We start from the raw sequence: 16905 nt of genomic DNA, 5'->3' as shown, positions 1-16905 counted from the left end.
AGCTCAGGGCGAACGGGAGGGGATCGGCCGAGCGGGTGAGGATCGGGCGAACGGGTACGGCTCAGCCGAAGTGGCAGATGTAGTGCAAGGTCTGCGTCACTTCGATGTCGAAGTGCGACTTGCCCGGCACGTTGAACGACTGGCCTGCCGAGTACGGCAGCCAGTTGTCGCTGCCGGCGTACTTCACGCGGCACACGCCTTCCACCAGTTCCATCACTTCCGGCTCGCCGGTGTTGAAGCGCAGCGACGAGGGCAGGATCACGCCCACGCTTTTCTTGGTGCCGTCGGGCAGCGTGATGCTGTGCGAGACGCACTTGCCGTCGAAGTAGACGTTGGCGCGGGTGGCGATGGTGGCGTTGATCTTGTCGGTCATGGTCGAAGGCCTTGCGGAAAGGGCGCAATTCTAGGGCGCCGCTCCCCGGGGTCACCTCACGGCGCCGGCGCGATGCGCGTCACGCCCGAGCGGGTCAGCACGTAGAGCGCGCCGTCCTGGCCCACCAGCATGTCGACCGGGTTGCCGTTGAGGGTGGCGAAGGCATAGGCGGCGTTGCCGTTCGCCGGGTCGAGGCGGCCCACGGTGTTGGCCACGTAGTCGCTGAAGAAGTAGTTGCGTCGGTACGCGGCCGGGAAACTGCCGCCCGCGGCAGGGTAGAAGCTTCCACCTGCGATGGACTGGCCGAGGAAGAAGCCGCCCGTGCCCGAGCCGGGAGGGCTCGCGGCATCGTGCCGGTAGGCGAAGAGCGGTGCCGTCACGCCGGCCGCGTTGGTCGGGCCTTCGGTGGCGGGCCAGCCGTAGTCGGCCCCCGGCGCGCCGAGGTTGATCTCTTCCCAGGCGCCCGCGCCCACGTCGTTGATGAAGATGCGGCCGGTGCCCGGCTCCACCGCGAAGGTGAAGGGGTTGCGCAGGCCGCTCGCCCAGATGGCGCGGGCCGCGCCACGCTGGGTGTCGAAGTACGGGTTGTCGTTGGGGATGCTGCCGTCGGGGTTGATGCGCAGCAGCTTGCCGAAGGGTGTCGACAGGTCGGGCGAATGGCTCGAATCGGCGTTGTCGCCCACGCCGATGTAGAGCTTGCCGTCGGCGCCGAAGTGGATGGCGCCGCCATTGTGGTTGGTGGCATTCGACAGCTCGGGCAGATCGAGCAGGCGGTCTTCCGAGCCGAGCAACAGGTCGTTGTACGGAAAGCGCGCCACGCGGTTTCTGCGGCCGTCCGGGCGCGTGTAGTGCACATAGAGGTAGTTGGGCGACGGGAAGCCGGGCGGCAGCGCGATGCCGATGAGCCCACGCTCGCCGCTCGAGTCGACCGCCAGGTTGATGATCGGCAGCAGCTGGAACTGGCCCTGTGCGTTGGCAATGCGGATGCGTCCGCCCTGCTCGGCGATGAAGAAGCGGCCGTCGGCGGCCTGCGCGAAGGCGGTGGCGTTGTCGAGCCCGCCGATCCAGTTGTCCTGCCGGGTGAAGCCCTGCGGCACGCTGGCGCTGCTTGCGACCTGCACCGTGGCGCTGCTCCAGGGCGAGACGTTGCCGGCCGCATCGCGCGCCCGGGCGCGCACGATGTGCTGGCCGGGCGGGTAGGCCGAGGCGTCCCACGAGGCGCTGTAGGGCGCGAGCGTGTCGTCGACGCCGAGCGCCACGCCGTCGACCTGGAACTCGACCGCGGCCACGCCGACGTTGTCGACGGCGGTGGCGCTCACCGTGACGGTGCCGCTTACCGAGGCGGCAAGGTGGGCGGGGCTCGTGAGGGTGACGGTGGGAGGCGCGCCGTCCGGCCCGGTGTTGTCGATCACCGTCACGGTGACGGTGGCGCTGGTCGAGCTGTCTCCCGCGTTGTCGGTGGCGCGGGCAGTGAGCGCGTGGGCACCTGCGGTGGTGGGCGTCCAGGCCCATTCGAAGGGTGCGCTCGTGTCTTCGCCAAGCAACGTGCTGCCGTCGAAGAACTGCACGCGCGCCACCGACCCGTCGGCGTCGGCCGCCGCCGCCGACAGGGCGACCGGCGTGCCCACCACGCCGCTGCCCGCCGCGGCAAGGCTCACCGTGGGCGGCGTGTTGTTGGCCGGGCCGTCGTCGGTGAAGGTGGCGGTGTAGGTGGTGTTGGCGGTGGGCGTGCCAATGGTGTGCGTGGCGCCGCCGCCGTCGCTCCAGCCGGCGAAGGTGTAGCGGCGGCCGTTGGCCACCTGCGTGGCCGCGCCGAGGTCGCGCTCCACGCCTTGCACGCCGGTCACGGTGTGCGGTGCGGTGACGGGCTGGCCGTCGAGGGTGAGCTGCAGGCCGGGCGGCTGCGTGGCGAGCGTGATTTCCGCGGTCTGCGGGCGCACGTCGCGCGTGACTTCCGTGGCGCGGCCGCCGCTGTCGACGGCGCGCACGTGCACGCGGTAGAAGACGTTGGCCGACACCTCGGTGCGGGTGGGGGTGGCGAACGTACCGCCCCCTCCATTCGTCACGGGCTGCGCGGGGTGGCTGTGGGTGTCGTGGTGCAGGTCGACCCACCAGGTGAGGCGGTTGGCGGCGAGGGCGCCGTCTTCGCGATCGGTGGCCGTGGCGGCAATGGCGATGTCGTCGCCGGCGCGGTAGGTGGCATCGGCCGCCGGGCTGGCGAGGGTGATGACGGGCGCCTGGTTGCCGCTGGGTGGGGTGACGGGGTCGTCGCCGCCGCCGCAGGCGATCAGCACGGAAGCGGCAACACTGCAGGCGAAGGCGGAGCGCGCGGTGCGCAGGAAGATCGAGCCGGTGTTCATTGGAATGCTCCTCGACGGGCGGCCGCCTTCTCGTGGCGGCGCGGCAGTCAAGGGCAACCCTCATGCCGCGCTAGGGTTTGTCCGTAGGCGCCGCGACCCTTCTGCACTGCCATGCTTCGGGCCATACCGTTTGCTCGAAACCTCTTTTTCTTCGTCTCAAGGAGTCCCCGTGTCTGAAGCAGCACCCCGCCCCCACGAACGCATCTGGCCGCGCCGCCTGCCGCGTGAGTTGGTCGTCCCGGCCACCTCGCTGTGGTTCAACCTCTTCGTGACCGCGCAGCGCTTTCCCGAGAAGGCGGCAACCATCTTCTTCGGCAAGCCGATGAGCTACCAGCAGCTGCACGACGACGCCGACCACCTGGCCGGCTGGCTGCAGAGCGTGGGCGTGAAGGCCGGTGACCGCGTGCTGCTGTACATGCAGAACTGCCCGCAGTTCCTCGCGGCCTTCTTCGGCATCCTGCGCGCCAACGCGGTGGTCGTGCCCGTCAACCCGATGAACAAGGCCGACGAACTCGGCCACTACATCACCGACCCCGAGGCCAAGGTCGCGATCTGCGGTGCCGACCTGGCGGCGATCGTCGAGACGGCCAACGCCGCGCTGCCGGCCGACAAGCGGCTGGCGCAAGTGCTCGTGACGCGCTACTCGGATGCGATGTTCGCGCCCGGCGCCATCGACCCGGCCGATGCACCGGTCGCGCCGGTGGAGGCGTGGTTGCGCAGCGAGCCGGTGCTGCCGGCGGCGGGCCAGGGCAGTGCCACCTACCTGATGTGGAACGACATGCTCGCGCGCCAGCTGAAGCCCGGGCCCCATACCGCCAAGCCCGACGACCTGGCCGTGCTGCCCTACACCTCGGGCACGACGGGCAACCCCAAGGGCTGCATGCACACCCACCGCACCGTGATGCACAACAGCTGCGGCATCCAGTGGGCGCATGGCGGGCCCGAGGCGGTGGCACTCGGCGTCGTGCCGATGTTCCACATTACCGGCATGGTCGGCATGTCGGCTGGCGTTTTTGCCGGCTCGACGGTCGTCATGGTGCCGCGCTGGGACCGCGAACTCGTCGGCCGCCTGATCTCGCGCTACAAGGTCACCCACTGGACCTGCATCCCGACGATGGTCATCGACCTCTTCGGCAGCCCCAACTACAAGAGCTTCGATCTTTCGAGCCTCAAGTTCATGAACGGCGGCGGGGCCTCGATGCCCGCGGCCATCGCCGACCGGCTGGAGAAAGAATTCGGCATCGTCTTCGCCGAAGGTTATGGCCTCACCGAGACCTCGGCCGCCACGCACGGCAACCCGCCCGAGCGCGCCAAGCCGCAGTGCCTGGGCATCCCGATCTTCGGCGTCGACTCGCGCGTGGTCGACCCGACCACGCTCCAGGAGCTGCCGCCCGGCGAGGTGGGCGAGATCATCAGCCACGGCCCGCAGGTGTTCAAAGGCTACTGGCGCCAGCCCGACGCGACCGCCGCCGTCTTCGTCGAGTTCGAAGGCAAGCAGTTCTTCCGCACCGGCGACCTCGGCCGCATGGACGAAGAAGGCTACTTCTTCATCACCGACCGCCTGAAACGCATGATCAACGCCAGTGGCTTCAAGGTCTGGCCGGCGGAAGTGGAGATGCTGCTCTACAAGCACCCTGCGGTGCAGGAGGCCTGCATCATCAGCGCGAAGGACGCCTACCGTGGCGAGACCGTCAAGGCCGTGGTCGTGCTGCGCGCCGAGGCCAAGGGCAAGACCACGCCGGAAGACATCATGGCCTGGTCGCGTGACCACATGGCGGCCTACAAGGTGCCGAAGATCGTGGAGTTCGTCGACAGCCTGCCCAAGTCGGGCTCGGGCAAGGTCATGTGGCGCTTGTTGCAGGACCAGGAAGCCAAGTAGGCAGAAAGCGGAATGAAAAAGGGCCGGCATTCGCCGGCCCTTTTCTTTCTAGCTCCCTACCTCTTATTGGGCCGATCAGACGCCCGGCGTCCACACCGAGCAGCGGTGCGAGGTGCTGAACGCGGTGTCGCTGAGCAAGGTCGTCACGCCGGCCGGATTGAACTGCTGGATCTGGTCCGTTGCCCCGAAGGCCGGCCAGGCGGTCGGCGTGGCCGCCGAGTTGGGGTTGCCGGTGGCGGCGAAGCGCGACCAGGCCGAGACCAGGTTGGCGGCGGTGGCTTCTTGTGCGGCGGTGCGGGTGAAGGCCCCGGTGTCGAAGATGAAATTCAGCTCGGTCGTGTGGGCGGCGCCCAAGGGGAAGCTCCGGCCGGGGATGAACGCCGGTGCCGTGTCGTCGGCGAACTCATAGACGTACACGCTCGCGTTGGCCTCCTGGAGCTTGGAGGACCAGCGCGAGTTGCACGCAAAGAGCAGGTCGGTGCCCAGTGCGCCCAGAGCCACGCTGTGGTTGTTGCCATAGAGCGCCGGCAGGTAGGCCGTGGTCGCCATGGTGTTGACGAAGCCTGCCGGGAACGGCGCCGCCGCGAGGTACGGGAAGGTGCCTGCGATCGCCGCTTCGTAGTTGCCAGCGTTTAGCGCTGCGCCGAGGTAAGGCTTGGCCATGGTGGGCGCCGTCACCTCGTCGAGCGCGACGAAGAGTCGCCATTCGTCGCGCGTCGCGCCCTGGATCAGCGGCACGCGGTTATACGTGCCGGCCGACAGGCGTGCCAGCACCGAGCCGGGCAGCACAGCACCGTCCACGCTCGGGATCGGGCCGGACGGCCAGGCGGCGGACTGCGACGCGAGCAACGATGCCACCGGAATGCTGCGCAGGCAGGCGGCGGTGTTGTTCGGCGCGGCGCAGTTGTTGGCGTTGCCGATGGCCGTGCCCACGGCTTCCGACTGCGCGAGCGTCGCTTGCGCGCCCACGGCCAGCGCGTAGGCGCCGCTCTGGATGATGGCCTTGTGGAAGAGGCCGGTCGAACCGGGCGAGGCGAGGTGCGCATGCACGCTGAAGCCGCCGGCCGACTCGCCGAAGATGGTGACGTTGTTGCGGTTGCCGCCGAAGTTCGCGATGTTGTCGCGCACCCAGCGCAGGGCCGCCTGCTGGTCCATCAGGCCGTAGTTGCCGGAAGCGTTGGAAGCGCCCGGCTCGGCCGACAGGGCCGGGTGGGCCATGAAGCCCAGCGCGCCGAGGCGGTAGTTGAGGGTGACGACCACGTTGCCCTGGGCCACCAGGCGCTCGGGGTTGTAGCCGTTCGACAGGCCCAGGTAGAAGGCGCCGCCGTGGATCCACACCATCACGGGGTAGTTGCCCGGCGCCTTGGGGGCGTAGACGTTCAGGTAGAGGCAGTCTTCGCTGGTCGAGGCGGCGCCGAAGGCGGTGCCGGGCTGGGCGCAGTGCGGGCCGAAGCTCTTCGCCTCGCGCACGCCACTCCAGTTGGCCGCGGCGGCCGGGGCCGCCCAGCGGCGCGCGCCGACGGGCGGTGCAGCGTAGGGGATGCCCTTGTAGCTGAGGGTGTTGCCGCTGATCGAGCCACGGACGACGCCGTTGGCGGTGTTCGCTTCGACCTCGTCAGACCCGCCGCCGCAGGCGACCAGGCCGGTCGCCATCGCCAGGCCGGCAAGGGCGGTGGTCCAGAAAGATGTGTTCTTCAAGAGACTGCTCCAAGTTGTTGCACGTGTGTGCAGTTTTTAAGTGTGCCCGCGCCTGTCCCTCCTCACGAGTCGGAAAAGCGATGGGCGGATTTAGCAAGTCGGTACAAGTAGGGCGGGCGGCAGTCGTGGTGGACACGCGTGCTGACCGGCGCTCGCCTTCATGGCAGCAGGGCCATAAAAAGACGGTCGTGCAGAACTAGTGTGAGCGAGCGCGGAAAGCCTTGCCTTGGGAGAAACCAGCGATTGCGCCCGAGGCCCCCCAAACGGGCGAGCCGCTCCTCAGAACGACGAGCCGGGCTGGCTCAGGAACGCGGTCTCTTCCGGGGTGGAAGGGCGCCCGAGGATCGCGTTGCGGTGGGGGAAGCGGCCGAAGCGCACCACGATGGCGTGATGGCGCTCGGCGTAGTCGAGCCAGCCGGTGCCGGCCTCGGGGGCGTCGTGGGCGAGGGTGCCGAAGAGCTGCACCGAGGTGTCTTGTGCCGCCAGGTCTTCGGCGTGCTCGAAGGGCAGGTAGACGAACACCCGCTGCACTGGCGCAAGCGCGGCGTCCTGCCCGCGCTCGACCATCGCCCGCGCGGCAGCCAGCGCCAGCGGGTCGCCGGCAAAGGCCTTGGGGGTGTTGCGGAAGACGTTGCGGGGGAACTGGTCGAGCACGATGACGCGGGCGAGCGCCGTGGCCGGCTCGGCGACCCAGGCCGACAGGCCGTCTTGCAGCGCGTTCTCGATCAGCGGTGCGAAGCGGCGCTCGATCTCGCGGTCGAACGCATCGCTCTTGCGAAACCACTCCGGCCGGTCGGCGTAGGGCGGGCCGTCGCCGAACCAGAACTGCAGCACCTCGGCGGCTTTCGCGTCCATCGTCAGCGCCCCAGTTGCTGCCAGAGGTAGCTGTATTCCAGCGCCTGCAGGTGCGCACGCTGCTCGTTGTCGGCCGCGCCACCGTGGCCGCCTTCGATGTTCTCGTAGTAGAGGATGTCGTGGCCCTGGGCCAGCATGCGCGCGGCCATCTTGCGCGCATGGCCGGGGTGCACGCGGTCGTCGCGGGTCGAGGTGGTGAAGAGCACACGCGGGTACCTCACGTCGGGCTTCACGTTCTGGTAGGGGCTGTAGGCCGAGATGTAGGCCCACTCGTCGGGCCGGTCGGGGTTGCCGTACTCGGCCATCCACGAGGCGCCGGCCAGCAGCGTGTGGTAGCGGCGCATGTCGAGCAGCGGCACCTGGCACACCACGGCATTGAAGAGATCGGGCCGCTGCGTGACGGTGGCGCCCACCAGCAGGCCGCCGTTGCTGCCGCCCATGATGCCGAGGTGCTTCGGCGACGTGATCTTGTGCTTGACCAGGTCTTCGGCCACGGCGATGAAGTCGTCGTAGCTGCGCTGCTTGTTCGCCTTGACCGCGGCCTGGTGCCAGGCCGGGCCGTACTCGCCACCCCCGCGGATGTTGGCCACCACCAGCACGCCGCCACGCCGGTACCACGCGCGGCCGAAGCCGCCTGAATACCAAGGCTTGAGCGAGATCTCGAAGCCGCCGTAGCCGTAGAGCAGCGTCGCGTTCTCGCCATCGGGCTTGGCGTCTTTCGGCCAGACGACGAAGTAGGGCACACGGGTGCCGTCTTTCGAGGTGGCGAAGCGCTGCTCGGCGCGCATGCCGGTGCTGTCGAAGAGCGCGCCACGCGATTTCAAGAGTTCGCGTTTGTCGTCGGCCGTGCTGCCGAGGTAGAGCGAATCGGGCGTGAGGAAGTCGGTGTAGCTCAGCCAATAGGCCTCGGCGAGCGGGTCGTCCTTGATCAGCGGGTCGTGCAGCGCGCTCACACCCAGCGAGCCGGGGTAGGGCGCGTTGACCTCGCGACGGGTGAAGTTGTCGCCGTGCTTCTGCCACTGCTCGAGCTTGCCGGCCACGTTGTCGATGATGTTGAGCAGCACGTGGCTCTTTGTGGCGGTGTAGCCCGAGAGCGAGCGTGTGGCGGTCGGCGTGAAGAGCGCGGCGAGCTTGCGCTGGCCTTGCAGGTAGTCCGAGGCGTTGGTGTGCAGCAGCGAGCCGGCGGGGAAGCGCTGGCCGCCGACCGTCATGTCGCTGCGCAGGCTCAGCAGCAGCGTGTCGCGCATGAAGGCGGGGCTCGCGTCGCTCGGGATGTCGAGCGGCACCAGCTTGTCGCCCTGCAGGAGGAAGACCTTGCTGTTGTAGAAGTCGAGCGAGCGGTAGAACACGGTGCGCTCGAAGCCTGGCGTCGGGTCGACGCTCACATGCACCGCGACGTCTTGCGCCTCGCCCTCGAACACGGTCGTCGCCTCGCCCAATGGCGTGCCACGCTTCCAGCGTTTGATGACGCGCGGGTAGCCCGAATCGGTCATCGAGCCGGGGCCGAAATTGGTGGCGACGTAGATCGTGTTCTCGTCGATCCAGTCGACGTCGCCCTTCGACTCGGGCAGCGTGAAGCCGTCTTTCACGAACTCGCGCCGGGCCGTGTCGAACTCGCGCACGACCTTCGCATCGGCGCCGCCGCGCGAGAGCGAGATCAGGCAGTGGCGGTAGCTCGGGCCGAGGCAGGTGGCACCACCCCAGACCCAGTTCTCGCCCTCGGCCTGGCCCAGGGCGTCGAGGTCGAGCACGGTTTCCCACTTCGGCTCGGCGCGGCGATAGTCGGCGAGCGTGGTACGGCGCCAGAGGCCGCGCTTGTTGTTCTCGTCCTGCCAGAAGTTGTAGAGCCAGTCGCCGCGGCGTGTGACGCTCGGGATGCGGTCTTTGGCGTTCAGCACTTCGAGCAGTTGCGAGCGGGTCTCGTCGAAGCCGGGTTGCGCCATCAGCACCTTCTGCGACACCGCGTTGCGCTCGCGCACCCAGTCGAGTGCCTTGTCGCCCTGCACATCTTCCAGCCAGAGGTAAGGGTCGGTGCTGTCAGGCAAGGCTGGGGTTTGCGGCATGGCGGAGAGGCTCGAAAGGAAAAGAAGTGGCGCGACGGCGAAGCGGGCGAGGCGATTCATACGCGCAGGTCGTGCGTCTCGGGGTGCTTCTCCATGTAGGCCCGCATGTAAGGGCACTGCGGGTCGATCTTGAGCCGCTGCTCGCGCGCGTGCGCCATCGCGAAGCGGGCCAGCGCCCCGGCGATGCCACGGCCTTCGAGGGCCTTGGGCACCAGCGTGTGCGTGAGGCGCATCACCGAGGGGCCCGGCATCGTGTATTCGGCGATCGCGAGCTGGCCGTCGACGGCGACTTCGAAGCGGTGCTGGGCAGGGTTGTGCGAGACGGTGTAGGCGGTGTCGGTCATGGTGGACCGATTATTGGCGCTTCCTCAGCCGTACAGCTTCTGCGGGGTGATCTCGATGCTCTGCGTGCCGTCGCCCACCCACACGGTGCCGTCTTGCACGGTGACCTGCAGCTGCATCGTGCGCTGCGCGAGGGTGGCGAGCTGCTGGCTCTGCTCGGCCGGCACCTGCCACACCGTCACGTTGCTCGCGCGGGTGATCTTGGTGGCGATGCCGTTCCACCAGATCGGCGTGCTGCTCGTGTAGCTGTAGACGGCGACGCGCTCGGCGCGCGGGGCCGACTTCATCACGCGCTTGTCGTCGGGCTGGCCGAGGTCGATCCACTGCACGATCTGGCCGGTGAGGTCTTTCTGCCAGAGGCTGGGCTCGTCGGTGTCCCACAGGTCTTTCGCGAATTCGAGGGCGCCGTGGTGGTCGTCGGCCGGCACGTTGAGCGCGAAGGCCAGCAGGCGGATCATCATGCGCTCGTCGGTTTCCGACGGGTGGCGCGCGATGGTCACGTTGTGGTCGCCGTAGATGTTGCGATCCATGTCGGCGAGCTGGATCTGCGCCTTGTAGATCGTTGCCTTGAGGGCCATGCGTGTGTCACCAGGGAAAGGAGGCGGGGATTAGACCACCGCCGGCGCGGCGAGAATGGCGGCCCCTGAACGCGCCCACGCCCGAGCGGAGACCTGCACCATGAGCCTGAAGAAATTCGACCTCGCCAAGAACCTCGGCCTCAAAGTGGCCGGCCGCATGAAGGCTGCCGGCGTGCCCGACCGCTTCGCCCAGGGCGCCGCCGAGGCGCTCGACAAGCGCGAGCGCCGCGCCCGCGATGCGGCGCTGGGCCTCGTGCCCTTTGCCTGCAAGCTGCCGAGCGATCTGGTGAAGCGCCTCAACGAGCGCGGCAGCGCGCACGAAGGTGGCGTCAACGGCCTGCTGGCCGAGCTGCTGGCGCAGGCGCTCGATGGCGGCGAGAAGCCGGCTGCGAAGAAGGCGCCGGCCAAGAAGGCCGCGGCGAAGAAGGCCGCACCGAAAGACGACGCTCAGCCGTAGACCGCGGCCACCTGGTAGCCGAGCGCGGCGAGCTCGCCGCCCGGTGCCCAGAGCTTCGTGATCTGGTTGACGTAGCCCCCGCCGGAGGCGAGCACGTCGGTGTCCACGCGCCACCAGCCATCGGCCGCGGGGGCTTGTGCGAGCGGGCGCAGCTCGAGTTCCCACGACACCGAGCTGGCCGGCGTGGGCTGCGTGAAGTTGCTGATCACCGGCGTGGGCGGCACGTCGGCCAGCAGCACTGTCAGCAGCTCGAGGTCGATGGGTGTGGGCTCGCCCTTCAGGCGCAAGTGGATCTTGCTCACCTCGCTGTGCTGGCCCGAGAAGGGCGCCATGCCTTCGACGAAGCGCATGTCCATGTGCTGCGTGAAGTGCGGGGCGCCGCCGCGCAGTACGCGCTCGGGTGTCTCTTCCGGCGAGCGCGCCACCGGCGGCCGCTCGGGCGACTTCACCGGCACGATGGTCTCGCGGTCGATGCCGAAGACACCGAGCAGCAGCGCCGACACCTGCCCCTGCTGCTTCACGAGCGCCTGCACCTGGCGGATGTTCTTGCCTTCGCGCAGCAGCGTCACGGTGACGTGCATCTCGCCCAGCCCCACTGGGCCGATGAAGCTCGTCTGCAAGGCGCGCAGCTTGACGGCCGCGGGCCAGGCGCTGCCGGCCACGTCGCGCATCGCCTGCACGGCCAGCGTGGAGATGAGGCCACCGAAGGAAGTGCGGCCTTGCAGCCAGTCGCCGGGGATGTCGAAGCGCACGTCATGTTCGTCGCGGCGGCGGCCGGCCAGGATGGTGGACAGGGGGGTGAGACTGCTCATGGAAGGTGGCGTGTGAAGTCGCGAACGATCATAGGAGTGCAGGCTGATTCGCGCTGGCGCAGGCGCGACAGCCGCTGACAAGGACATCACGCAACGCCCGCATCGCCGTGGAGGCAGCTCCCTAGAATCAACCGCACCTTCTGCCATGCGAGACGCGCGATGACCTTCAACCCGCTGGTGCAACCCTGGACCACGCCGCACGCACTGCCGCCGTTTGCCGAGGTCCGCGCCGAACATTTCAAGCCGGCCTTCGACGTGGCGCTCGCCGAGCAACGCGCCGAGGTCGAGGCAATCGCGTCCAATCCTGCAGCGCCCACGTTCGACAACACCATCGCCGCGCTCGACCGCAGCGGCCGGCTGCTGGCGCGCGTGGGGGAACTCTTCCACAACCTCGGGGCGAGCGAGACCTCGCCCGCCTTGCAGGCGGTGGAGCGCGAGATGGCCGTGCCGCTGGCGGCCCACGGCAGCGCGATCTACATGAATGCGCCGCTCTTCAAACGCGTGGATGCGCTGCATGCACAGCGCGAGACGCTTGGCCTCAACGCCGAGCAGCGGCGGCTCGTCGAGCGCATCCACCTCGACTTCGTGCGGGCCGGCGCCCAACTGGGCCCCGACGCGCAGAAGCGCTACGCCGAGGTCGTGCAGCGGCTCGCCGAGTTGCACACCCGCTTCGGGCAGAACGTGCTGGCCGACGAAGCGTCGTTCCGCCTCGTGTTGCGCGACGAGCGCGACCTCGCCGGCCTGCCCGGCTTCGTGCGCGCCGCCGCCCGCCAGTCCGCCGCCGAGCGGGGCGTCTTCGATGACAAGGGAGGCAACGCGCACGTGATCACGCTCTCGCGTTCGCACATCGTGCCCTTCCTCACCTTCAGCCAGCGGCGCGACCTTCGCGAAGCGGCCTGGCGCGCCTGGGTGAGCCGCGGCGAGCACGAGGGCCCACACGACAACCGGCCGCTGGCGCGCGAGATCCTCACGCTGCGCCACGAGCAGGCGCGCCTGCACGGCTACGCCTGCTATGCCGACTACGTGCTCGCCGACACGATGGCCGGCACCCGCTCGGCGGTGAACGATCTGCTCGACCAGGTGTGGGCCCCCGCCGCCGAGCGTGCGGCCGAAGAGCAGCGCGACCTGGTGGCACTCGCGGCCTCACTCGGCGAGCCCACGCAGGTGGAAGCGTGGGACTGGCGCTACCTCGCCGAGAAGCTGCGCCAGCAGCGCTACGACGTCGACGAAGCCGCGGTGAAGCCCTACTTCCCGCTCGAGCGCATGGTCGAGGCCGCCTTCGACTGCGCGAGCCGCCTCTTCGGCCTGCGCTTCGTGCCACGCCCCGACCTGCGCGCCTACCACCCCGACGTGAAGGTGTACGAGGTGCTGCAGGGCGACGACCTCATCGGTATCTTTCTGCACGACAACTTCGCCCGGCCCACCAAGCGCAGCGGGGCGTGGATGTCGGTGTACCGCCAGCAATCGCGAGGTGCCGACGGCAAACGCGTGATCCCGATCGTGGCCAACAACAACAACTTCGCGAAGGGTGCGCCGGGCGAGCCCACGCTCCTGAGCGTCGACGACGCGCGCACGCTCTTCCACGAGTTCGGCCACGGGCTGCATGGGCTGCTGTCGAACGTGGGCTACGAGCGCCTCTCGGGCACCAACGTGCTGCGCGATTTCGTGGAGCTGCCCTCCCAGCTCTTCGAGCACTGGCTGGGCGAACGCGAGGTGCTCAAGCGCCACGCGCGGCACCACGCGACCGGCGAGCCGATTCCCGATGAGCTGGTGGCCCGCATCGAGGCGGCCAACAAGTTCAACCAGGGCTACGAGACGCTGCGCTACCTCGCGTCGGCCAAGGTCGACATGGCGGTGCATTCACGCACCGAGGCCGAGGGCCCCGACGTGGTGGCCTTCGAGCGCACCGAGGTCGGGCGCCTCGGGCTGCCCGCGGCGGTGGGCATGAACCACCGCCTGCCGCACTTCCTGCACCTCTTCGCCGGCGCCGGCTACGCGGCGGGCTACTACGTCTACCTCTGGGCCGAGGTGCTCGACGCCGACGGCTACGACGCCTTCACCGAAGCCGGCAACCCCTTCGATGCGGCGGTGGCGCAGCGCCTGCGCGAGTGCATCTATTCGAGCGGCAACAGCCGCGAGCCGCGCGAGGCCTACCGTGCCTTCCGCGGGCGCGATCCTCAAGTACAGCCCATGCTGCGCGAGCGTGGGCTGCTCGAAGGTCTGCTGGAAGACGTGCGACCCGCGTGACTCAGCGCAGGGGTTGCGCCGAGCCCATGCGCTCGCGGCCTTGCGCGTCGAGCACCGCCACGCTGCCGTAGTCACCGCGTGGCACCGAGAGGATCACGCAAGGTTGCGTGACCATCGCGGCATACATGCGGCCCGGCTCGGGCGTGGCCCACACCGTCTCGATGACCAGGCGGCGGGCCACGCCTTCGACACGGGCGCCGGTCACGCCCATGCGGTGCCCGGGGTTGGGTTGCTGGCCCATCGACAGGCGCAGCACCAGCGAGCGGTCGAAGTCGACGGCGGGCACCGCCTGCGCATCGCCGACCGTGCGCGCGGCGATGGTCTGCCGCAAGACGGCTGCGTCGACGATGCGGTCCACCAGCGGTGCATCGGCGCCGCAATGCGTGCCCACATGCAGCACCTGGTGCGGCAGCGGCGTGGGGCTGGCCGGCGCCTGCGCCTGGCAAGCGCCGAGCAGCATGCTGGCGCCCAGCAGGGCGAAGGCGGGGAGGCGGTGGTGCAGCGTCTGTCGGCTCATAGGGCGGGGGCTTTCATGCGGGGAAGACCCGTGGTGGAGGCGTTTCGCGCCAGAGGGTTCCAGCTGCCCTGGCCACCCGCGCCGATGGAGGTCACGAAGCCGGCCGCGAAATCGAGCCCGCTGCGGTTGCCGCCGATCGTCACGCGCACCGGGTCGTCGAGCGTCAGGTAGGCGCCGCAGGCTTCGCCCACGTCGCAGATGCGGTCGTCGTTGTTGGGGTCGCTGCCGGCCAGCACGTAGTAGGTGCCGGCCGCCACGTTGGTGAACTGGAAGTTGTAGACGCCGTTGGTGGCACGCACGCGCACCTGCGCCACGCCGGCCAGGGTGTCGGGGTTCACCAGCTGGATGTACAGCTCGCCGAGGTTGGGGCTCGGGCCCGCGCCACCGCCGGCCGTGACTTGCAGCACCACCGGCACGCTCACCGTGTTGGCGGTCGACACGAACTGGATGCTTGCGTTGTAGGCGCCGGGCGTGAGCGCACCGCGGTTCACCCTCACGGTGTAGGTGCCCAGGCCATTGGCGGCGGCGGGTGGCGTGACCGTGAGCCAGGGGCTGGCGGGCGTGACGTTGACCGCGGTCACGCTCAGCGCCTGCGTGCCGTTGTTGCTGAGCGCGAGGGTCTGCGTGGTGATGCCGGGCGCGAAATTGAGCGTGCCGGGCGTGGCCACCAGCAGCGCGGGCGTGGGGTCGGTGCCGTTCTGCGCGGCCTGCACCGCCTTGAGCGCGTCGATGAGGCCGTGGCCGAACTGGTCGTCGCGCCCTGCGGGGCCGAGTTCGGTGGTCAGGCGCCCTGCCACGAGCAGGCGGTCGATGTCGTCGGGCGTGAGGGCCGGGTTCACCGACTTCATCAACGCGAGCACGCCCGCCACGTGCGGCGCCGCCATCGAGGTGCCCGAGAGCAGGCCGTAGCTGTAGGCGATGGTGCCCGAGCGGTCGTCGCCGATGGTGCTGGCGACGGCGTCTTCGTAGCCGTCGCCGTTCACGTCGCCGCTGTCGCCGCCGGGGGCGGCCACGTCGACGCGCGAGCCGTAGTTGGAGTAGCTCGCGAGCGTCTTGCGGATGCTCACCGCACTCACCGAGATCACGCCGTCATACGAAGCCGGGTACGACAGCTGCGAGGTGCTCTCGTTGCCGGCCGCCGCCACGATGATCACGCCGGCTGCGCGGGCTTGCGTGTAGACATCCTGCGCGGCCTGCGTCGGGGCGCCGCCGCCGAGGCTCAGGTTGATGATGTCGGCACGGCGGGCGGGCAGCAGGCCCGAACTGTTGGGCAGACGGGCGGCGTAGAGCACGGCCTGCAGGATGTCGAACGAAGTGCCGCCGTTCACGCCCAGGGCCCGCAGCGGCATGATGCGCGCGTTCCAGGCCACGCCCGCCACGCCACGCGTGGTGTTGCTCGACGCAGCCACGGTGCCCGCCACGTGCGTGCCGTGGAAGGAGCTCGAGCCGCCCGGCGTGGTGTTGTCGCCCGGGTCGTCGGGGTCGTTGTCGGGGCCGTTGCCGTCGTTGGCACGCACGGGGTCGGTGATGAAGTCGTAGCCGGGCACGAGCTGGCCGGCGAGGTCGGGGTGGCCGGTGAGCACGCCGGTGTCGATCACCGCCACGATCACCGAGTTGCTGCCGGTGGTGATGTCCCACGCGGCGGGCAGGTTGATGAGCGGGTAGTGCCACTGCAGCCGGTAGTACTGGTCGGCCGGCGCGGCGTAGGCGCGCTGGATGTAGTTGGGCTCGGCGGAGAGCACCGCGGGGTCGGCGCGCAGCTGCTTGATGGCCTGCAGCGTGGCGGCTTTCAGCTCGGTGTGCGAGAGCGCGGCGTTGCGGTTCGTGTCGTGATCTGTAGCCAGCGCCGACACGCGCCCACCGCTGCGCGATTGCAGGAGCTGGCTGCGCGGGCTGTCGAGTTTGGCGAGCCACGCACCTTCGGTGGGGCCGGCCACCTTCGAGAGGGCGTGCACCGAGAGCGGGCTGGCGGCGCTGCGCGTGCCGGCGCGCTCGACCTGCGCAGGCTGGCGCCAGCGCACGATCACCTCGCCGGGCACGAAATCGTCGCTGCGCCGCAGCGTGGCTTCGCCCCTGCCTTGCACCGCCGCCTGGCCGACGGCGAGCACGTAGTTGCTGGCGCCCTGGTAGGCGTAGGCCTCGACGTAGTAGCGCCCGGTGGCCGGGAGGGTCAAGGACTCGAAGCGGCCGGTGTCTTCCGAGACGTCGACCTCGTTGAAGTTCTCGTCGTAGAGATAGAGGTCGACATCGCCCGCCTGCGGGTCGCCGACGACGAGCGAGACCGTCTGCCCGGCCACGGCATCGATGCGGAAGAAGTCGCTGCGGTCACCGGCAGCGCGCGAGCGGCCGCTCGCGCCCTGGCCCGCCACGTTGACGTAGCCCGCGAGGCTCACCGGGTTGGGCAGGGCCTGTGCGGTGGCGAAGCCGTCGTTGGGCGCGTAGGGGGCGTTCTGGTCGTTGACGTCGCTGTCGACGAGCGTGTTGTCGGCCACGCGGATCTGGCCGGAGACCTGGAAGGTGCCGGCCGGTGGCGGGGGCGGCGAGCCTCCGCCGCCGTCGCCTCCGCCACCGCATGCGACGACGAGGGTGGCCGCGAAAGCGGCAGCGGCAAGACGCGCAACGCGCGATGACAACAACATGAACAACCTCCTGAGCTTTTATGGGGATCGCAGCGATCTGTGTCGCTGCGGGCCGCATGCTCACCCAGGTCGGTGGCTCACGCAG

The 16905-nt window shown here is 69.4% G+C and carries 12 protein-coding genes and 1 pseudogene; 3 read left to right on the top strand and 10 right to left on the bottom strand.

The window, feature by feature from the left end; all coding sequences use genetic code 11:
- Nucleotides 1-61: 61 nt before the first annotated feature.
- Together KF892_07960 and KF892_07955 are read right to left on the bottom strand one after the other, a co-directional pair.
- Nucleotides 62-373, bottom strand: a complete 312-nt coding sequence (locus KF892_07960; protein MBX3624929.1) for a pyrimidine/purine nucleoside phosphorylase — start codon at nt 371-373, stop codon at nt 62-64.
- Nucleotides 374-429: 56 nt separating this feature from the next.
- Nucleotides 430-2733 (bottom strand): PQQ-dependent sugar dehydrogenase, encoded by a 2304-nt coding sequence (locus KF892_07955; protein ID MBX3624928.1) that lies wholly within the window; start codon nt 2731-2733, stop codon nt 430-432.
- A gap of 4 nt (nt 2734-2737) precedes the next feature.
- Here KF892_07955 and KF892_07950 point away from each other — a divergent pair, with 4 nt between their 5' ends.
- Nucleotides 2738-4612: a long-chain fatty acid--CoA ligase gene (locus KF892_07950; GenBank protein MBX3624927.1), complete on the top strand. Its 1875-nt coding sequence runs from the start codon at nt 2738-2740 to the stop codon at nt 4610-4612.
- A gap of 75 nt (nt 4613-4687) precedes the next feature.
- On the opposite strand, the gene KF892_07945 is transcribed toward KF892_07950, so the two are convergent.
- From KF892_07945 to KF892_07925, 5 genes are all read right to left on the bottom strand, one after another.
- Nucleotides 4688-6310, bottom strand: coding sequence for a carboxylesterase family protein (locus tag KF892_07945; protein MBX3624926.1), 1623 nt, complete (start codon nt 6308-6310; stop codon nt 4688-4690).
- 279 nt (nt 6311-6589) lie between these two features.
- Nucleotides 6590-7165, bottom strand: a complete 576-nt coding sequence (locus KF892_07940; protein MBX3624925.1) for a DUF924 domain-containing protein — start codon at nt 7163-7165, stop codon at nt 6590-6592.
- Nucleotides 7166-7167: 2 nt separating this feature from the next.
- On the bottom strand, nt 7168-9228 hold the full coding sequence (locus KF892_07935) for a S9 family peptidase (protein MBX3624924.1): 2061 nt from the start codon (nt 9226-9228) through the stop codon (nt 7168-7170).
- Nucleotides 9229-9284: 56 nt separating this feature from the next.
- Entirely contained in the window at nt 9285-9572 is a 288-nt protein-coding gene (locus KF892_07930) for an N-acetyltransferase (GenBank protein MBX3624923.1), read from the bottom strand.
- 24 nt (nt 9573-9596) lie between these two features.
- Complete coding sequence (locus KF892_07925) at nt 9597-10148, bottom strand: YaeQ family protein (protein ID MBX3624922.1); 552 nt, start codon at nt 10146-10148, stop codon at nt 9597-9599.
- Nucleotides 10149-10248: 100 nt separating this feature from the next.
- Here KF892_07925 and KF892_07920 point away from each other — a divergent pair.
- Nucleotides 10249-10530, top strand: a pseudogene (locus tag KF892_07920) (hypothetical protein).
- A 65-nt stretch (nt 10531-10595) separates the two neighbouring features.
- Here the strand turns inward: KF892_07920 and KF892_07915 are convergent.
- The gene (locus KF892_07915; protein ID MBX3624921.1) at nt 10596-11417 is read right to left on the bottom strand and encodes a thioesterase family protein; all 822 of its coding nucleotides are present in this window, start codon (nt 11415-11417) and stop codon (nt 10596-10598) included.
- Between the two features lie 159 nt (nt 11418-11576).
- Here KF892_07915 and KF892_07910 point away from each other — a divergent pair, with 159 nt between their 5' ends.
- Nucleotides 11577-13664 (top strand): M3 family metallopeptidase, encoded by a 2088-nt coding sequence (locus tag KF892_07910; GenBank protein MBX3624920.1) that lies wholly within the window; start codon nt 11577-11579, stop codon nt 13662-13664.
- Nucleotide 13665: 1 nt separating this feature from the next.
- Here the strand turns inward: KF892_07910 and KF892_07905 are convergent, their stop codons facing one another.
- Nucleotides 13666-14181, bottom strand: coding sequence for a protease complex subunit PrcB family protein (locus tag KF892_07905; GenBank protein MBX3624919.1), 516 nt, complete (start codon nt 14179-14181; stop codon nt 13666-13668).
- Nucleotides 14178-16820 carry a S8 family serine peptidase gene (locus KF892_07900; GenBank protein ID MBX3624918.1) on the bottom strand — a complete coding sequence of 881 codons (2643 nt, stop codon included), beginning with the start codon at nt 16818-16820 and terminating at the stop codon, nt 14178-14180. Before KF892_07900 ends, KF892_07905 begins: the two co-directional genes overlap by 4 nt.
- Between the last annotated feature and the right edge of the window lie 85 nt (nt 16821-16905).

Source organism: Rhizobacter sp. (assembly GCA_019635355.1).
Taxonomy (GTDB): Bacteria; Pseudomonadota; Gammaproteobacteria; order Burkholderiales; family Burkholderiaceae_C; genus Rhizobacter.
This window is presented reverse-complemented; position numbering and strand designations above follow the sequence as displayed.

What these genes read in the sequence shown, in the direction of transcription:
- KF892_07960 (MBX3624929.1), bottom strand. Translation starts at nt 373, where the DNA reads ATGACCGACAAGATCAACGCCACCATCGCCACCCGCGCCAACGTCTAC.
- KF892_07955 (MBX3624928.1), bottom strand. Translation starts at nt 2,733, where the DNA reads ATGAACACCGGCTCGATCTTCCTGCGCACCGCGCGCTCCGCCTTCGCC.
- KF892_07950 (MBX3624927.1), top strand. Translation starts at nt 2,738, where the DNA reads ATGCTCCTCGACGGGCGGCCGCCTTCTCGTGGCGGCGCGGCAGTCAAG.
- KF892_07940 (MBX3624925.1), bottom strand. Translation starts at nt 7,165, where the DNA reads ATGGACGCGAAAGCCGCCGAGGTGCTGCAGTTCTGGTTCGGCGACGGC.
- KF892_07935 (MBX3624924.1), bottom strand. Translation starts at nt 9,228, where the DNA reads ATGCCGCAAACCCCAGCCTTGCCTGACAGCACCGACCCTTACCTCTGG.
- KF892_07930 (MBX3624923.1), bottom strand. Translation starts at nt 9,572, where the DNA reads ATGACCGACACCGCCTACACCGTCTCGCACAACCCTGCCCAGCACCGC.
- KF892_07925 (MBX3624922.1), bottom strand. Translation starts at nt 10,148, where the DNA reads ATGGCCCTCAAGGCAACGATCTACAAGGCGCAGATCCAGCTCGCCGAC.
- KF892_07915 (MBX3624921.1), bottom strand. Translation starts at nt 11,417, where the DNA reads ATGAGCAGTCTCACCCCCCTGTCCACCATCCTGGCCGGCCGCCGCCGC.
- KF892_07910 (MBX3624920.1), top strand. Translation starts at nt 11,577, where the DNA reads ATGACCTTCAACCCGCTGGTGCAACCCTGGACCACGCCGCACGCACTG.
- KF892_07905 (MBX3624919.1), bottom strand. Translation starts at nt 14,181, where the DNA reads ATGAGCCGACAGACGCTGCACCACCGCCTCCCCGCCTTCGCCCTGCTG.
- KF892_07900 (MBX3624918.1), bottom strand. Translation starts at nt 16,820, where the DNA reads ATGTTGTTGTCATCGCGCGTTGCGCGTCTTGCCGCTGCCGCTTTCGCG.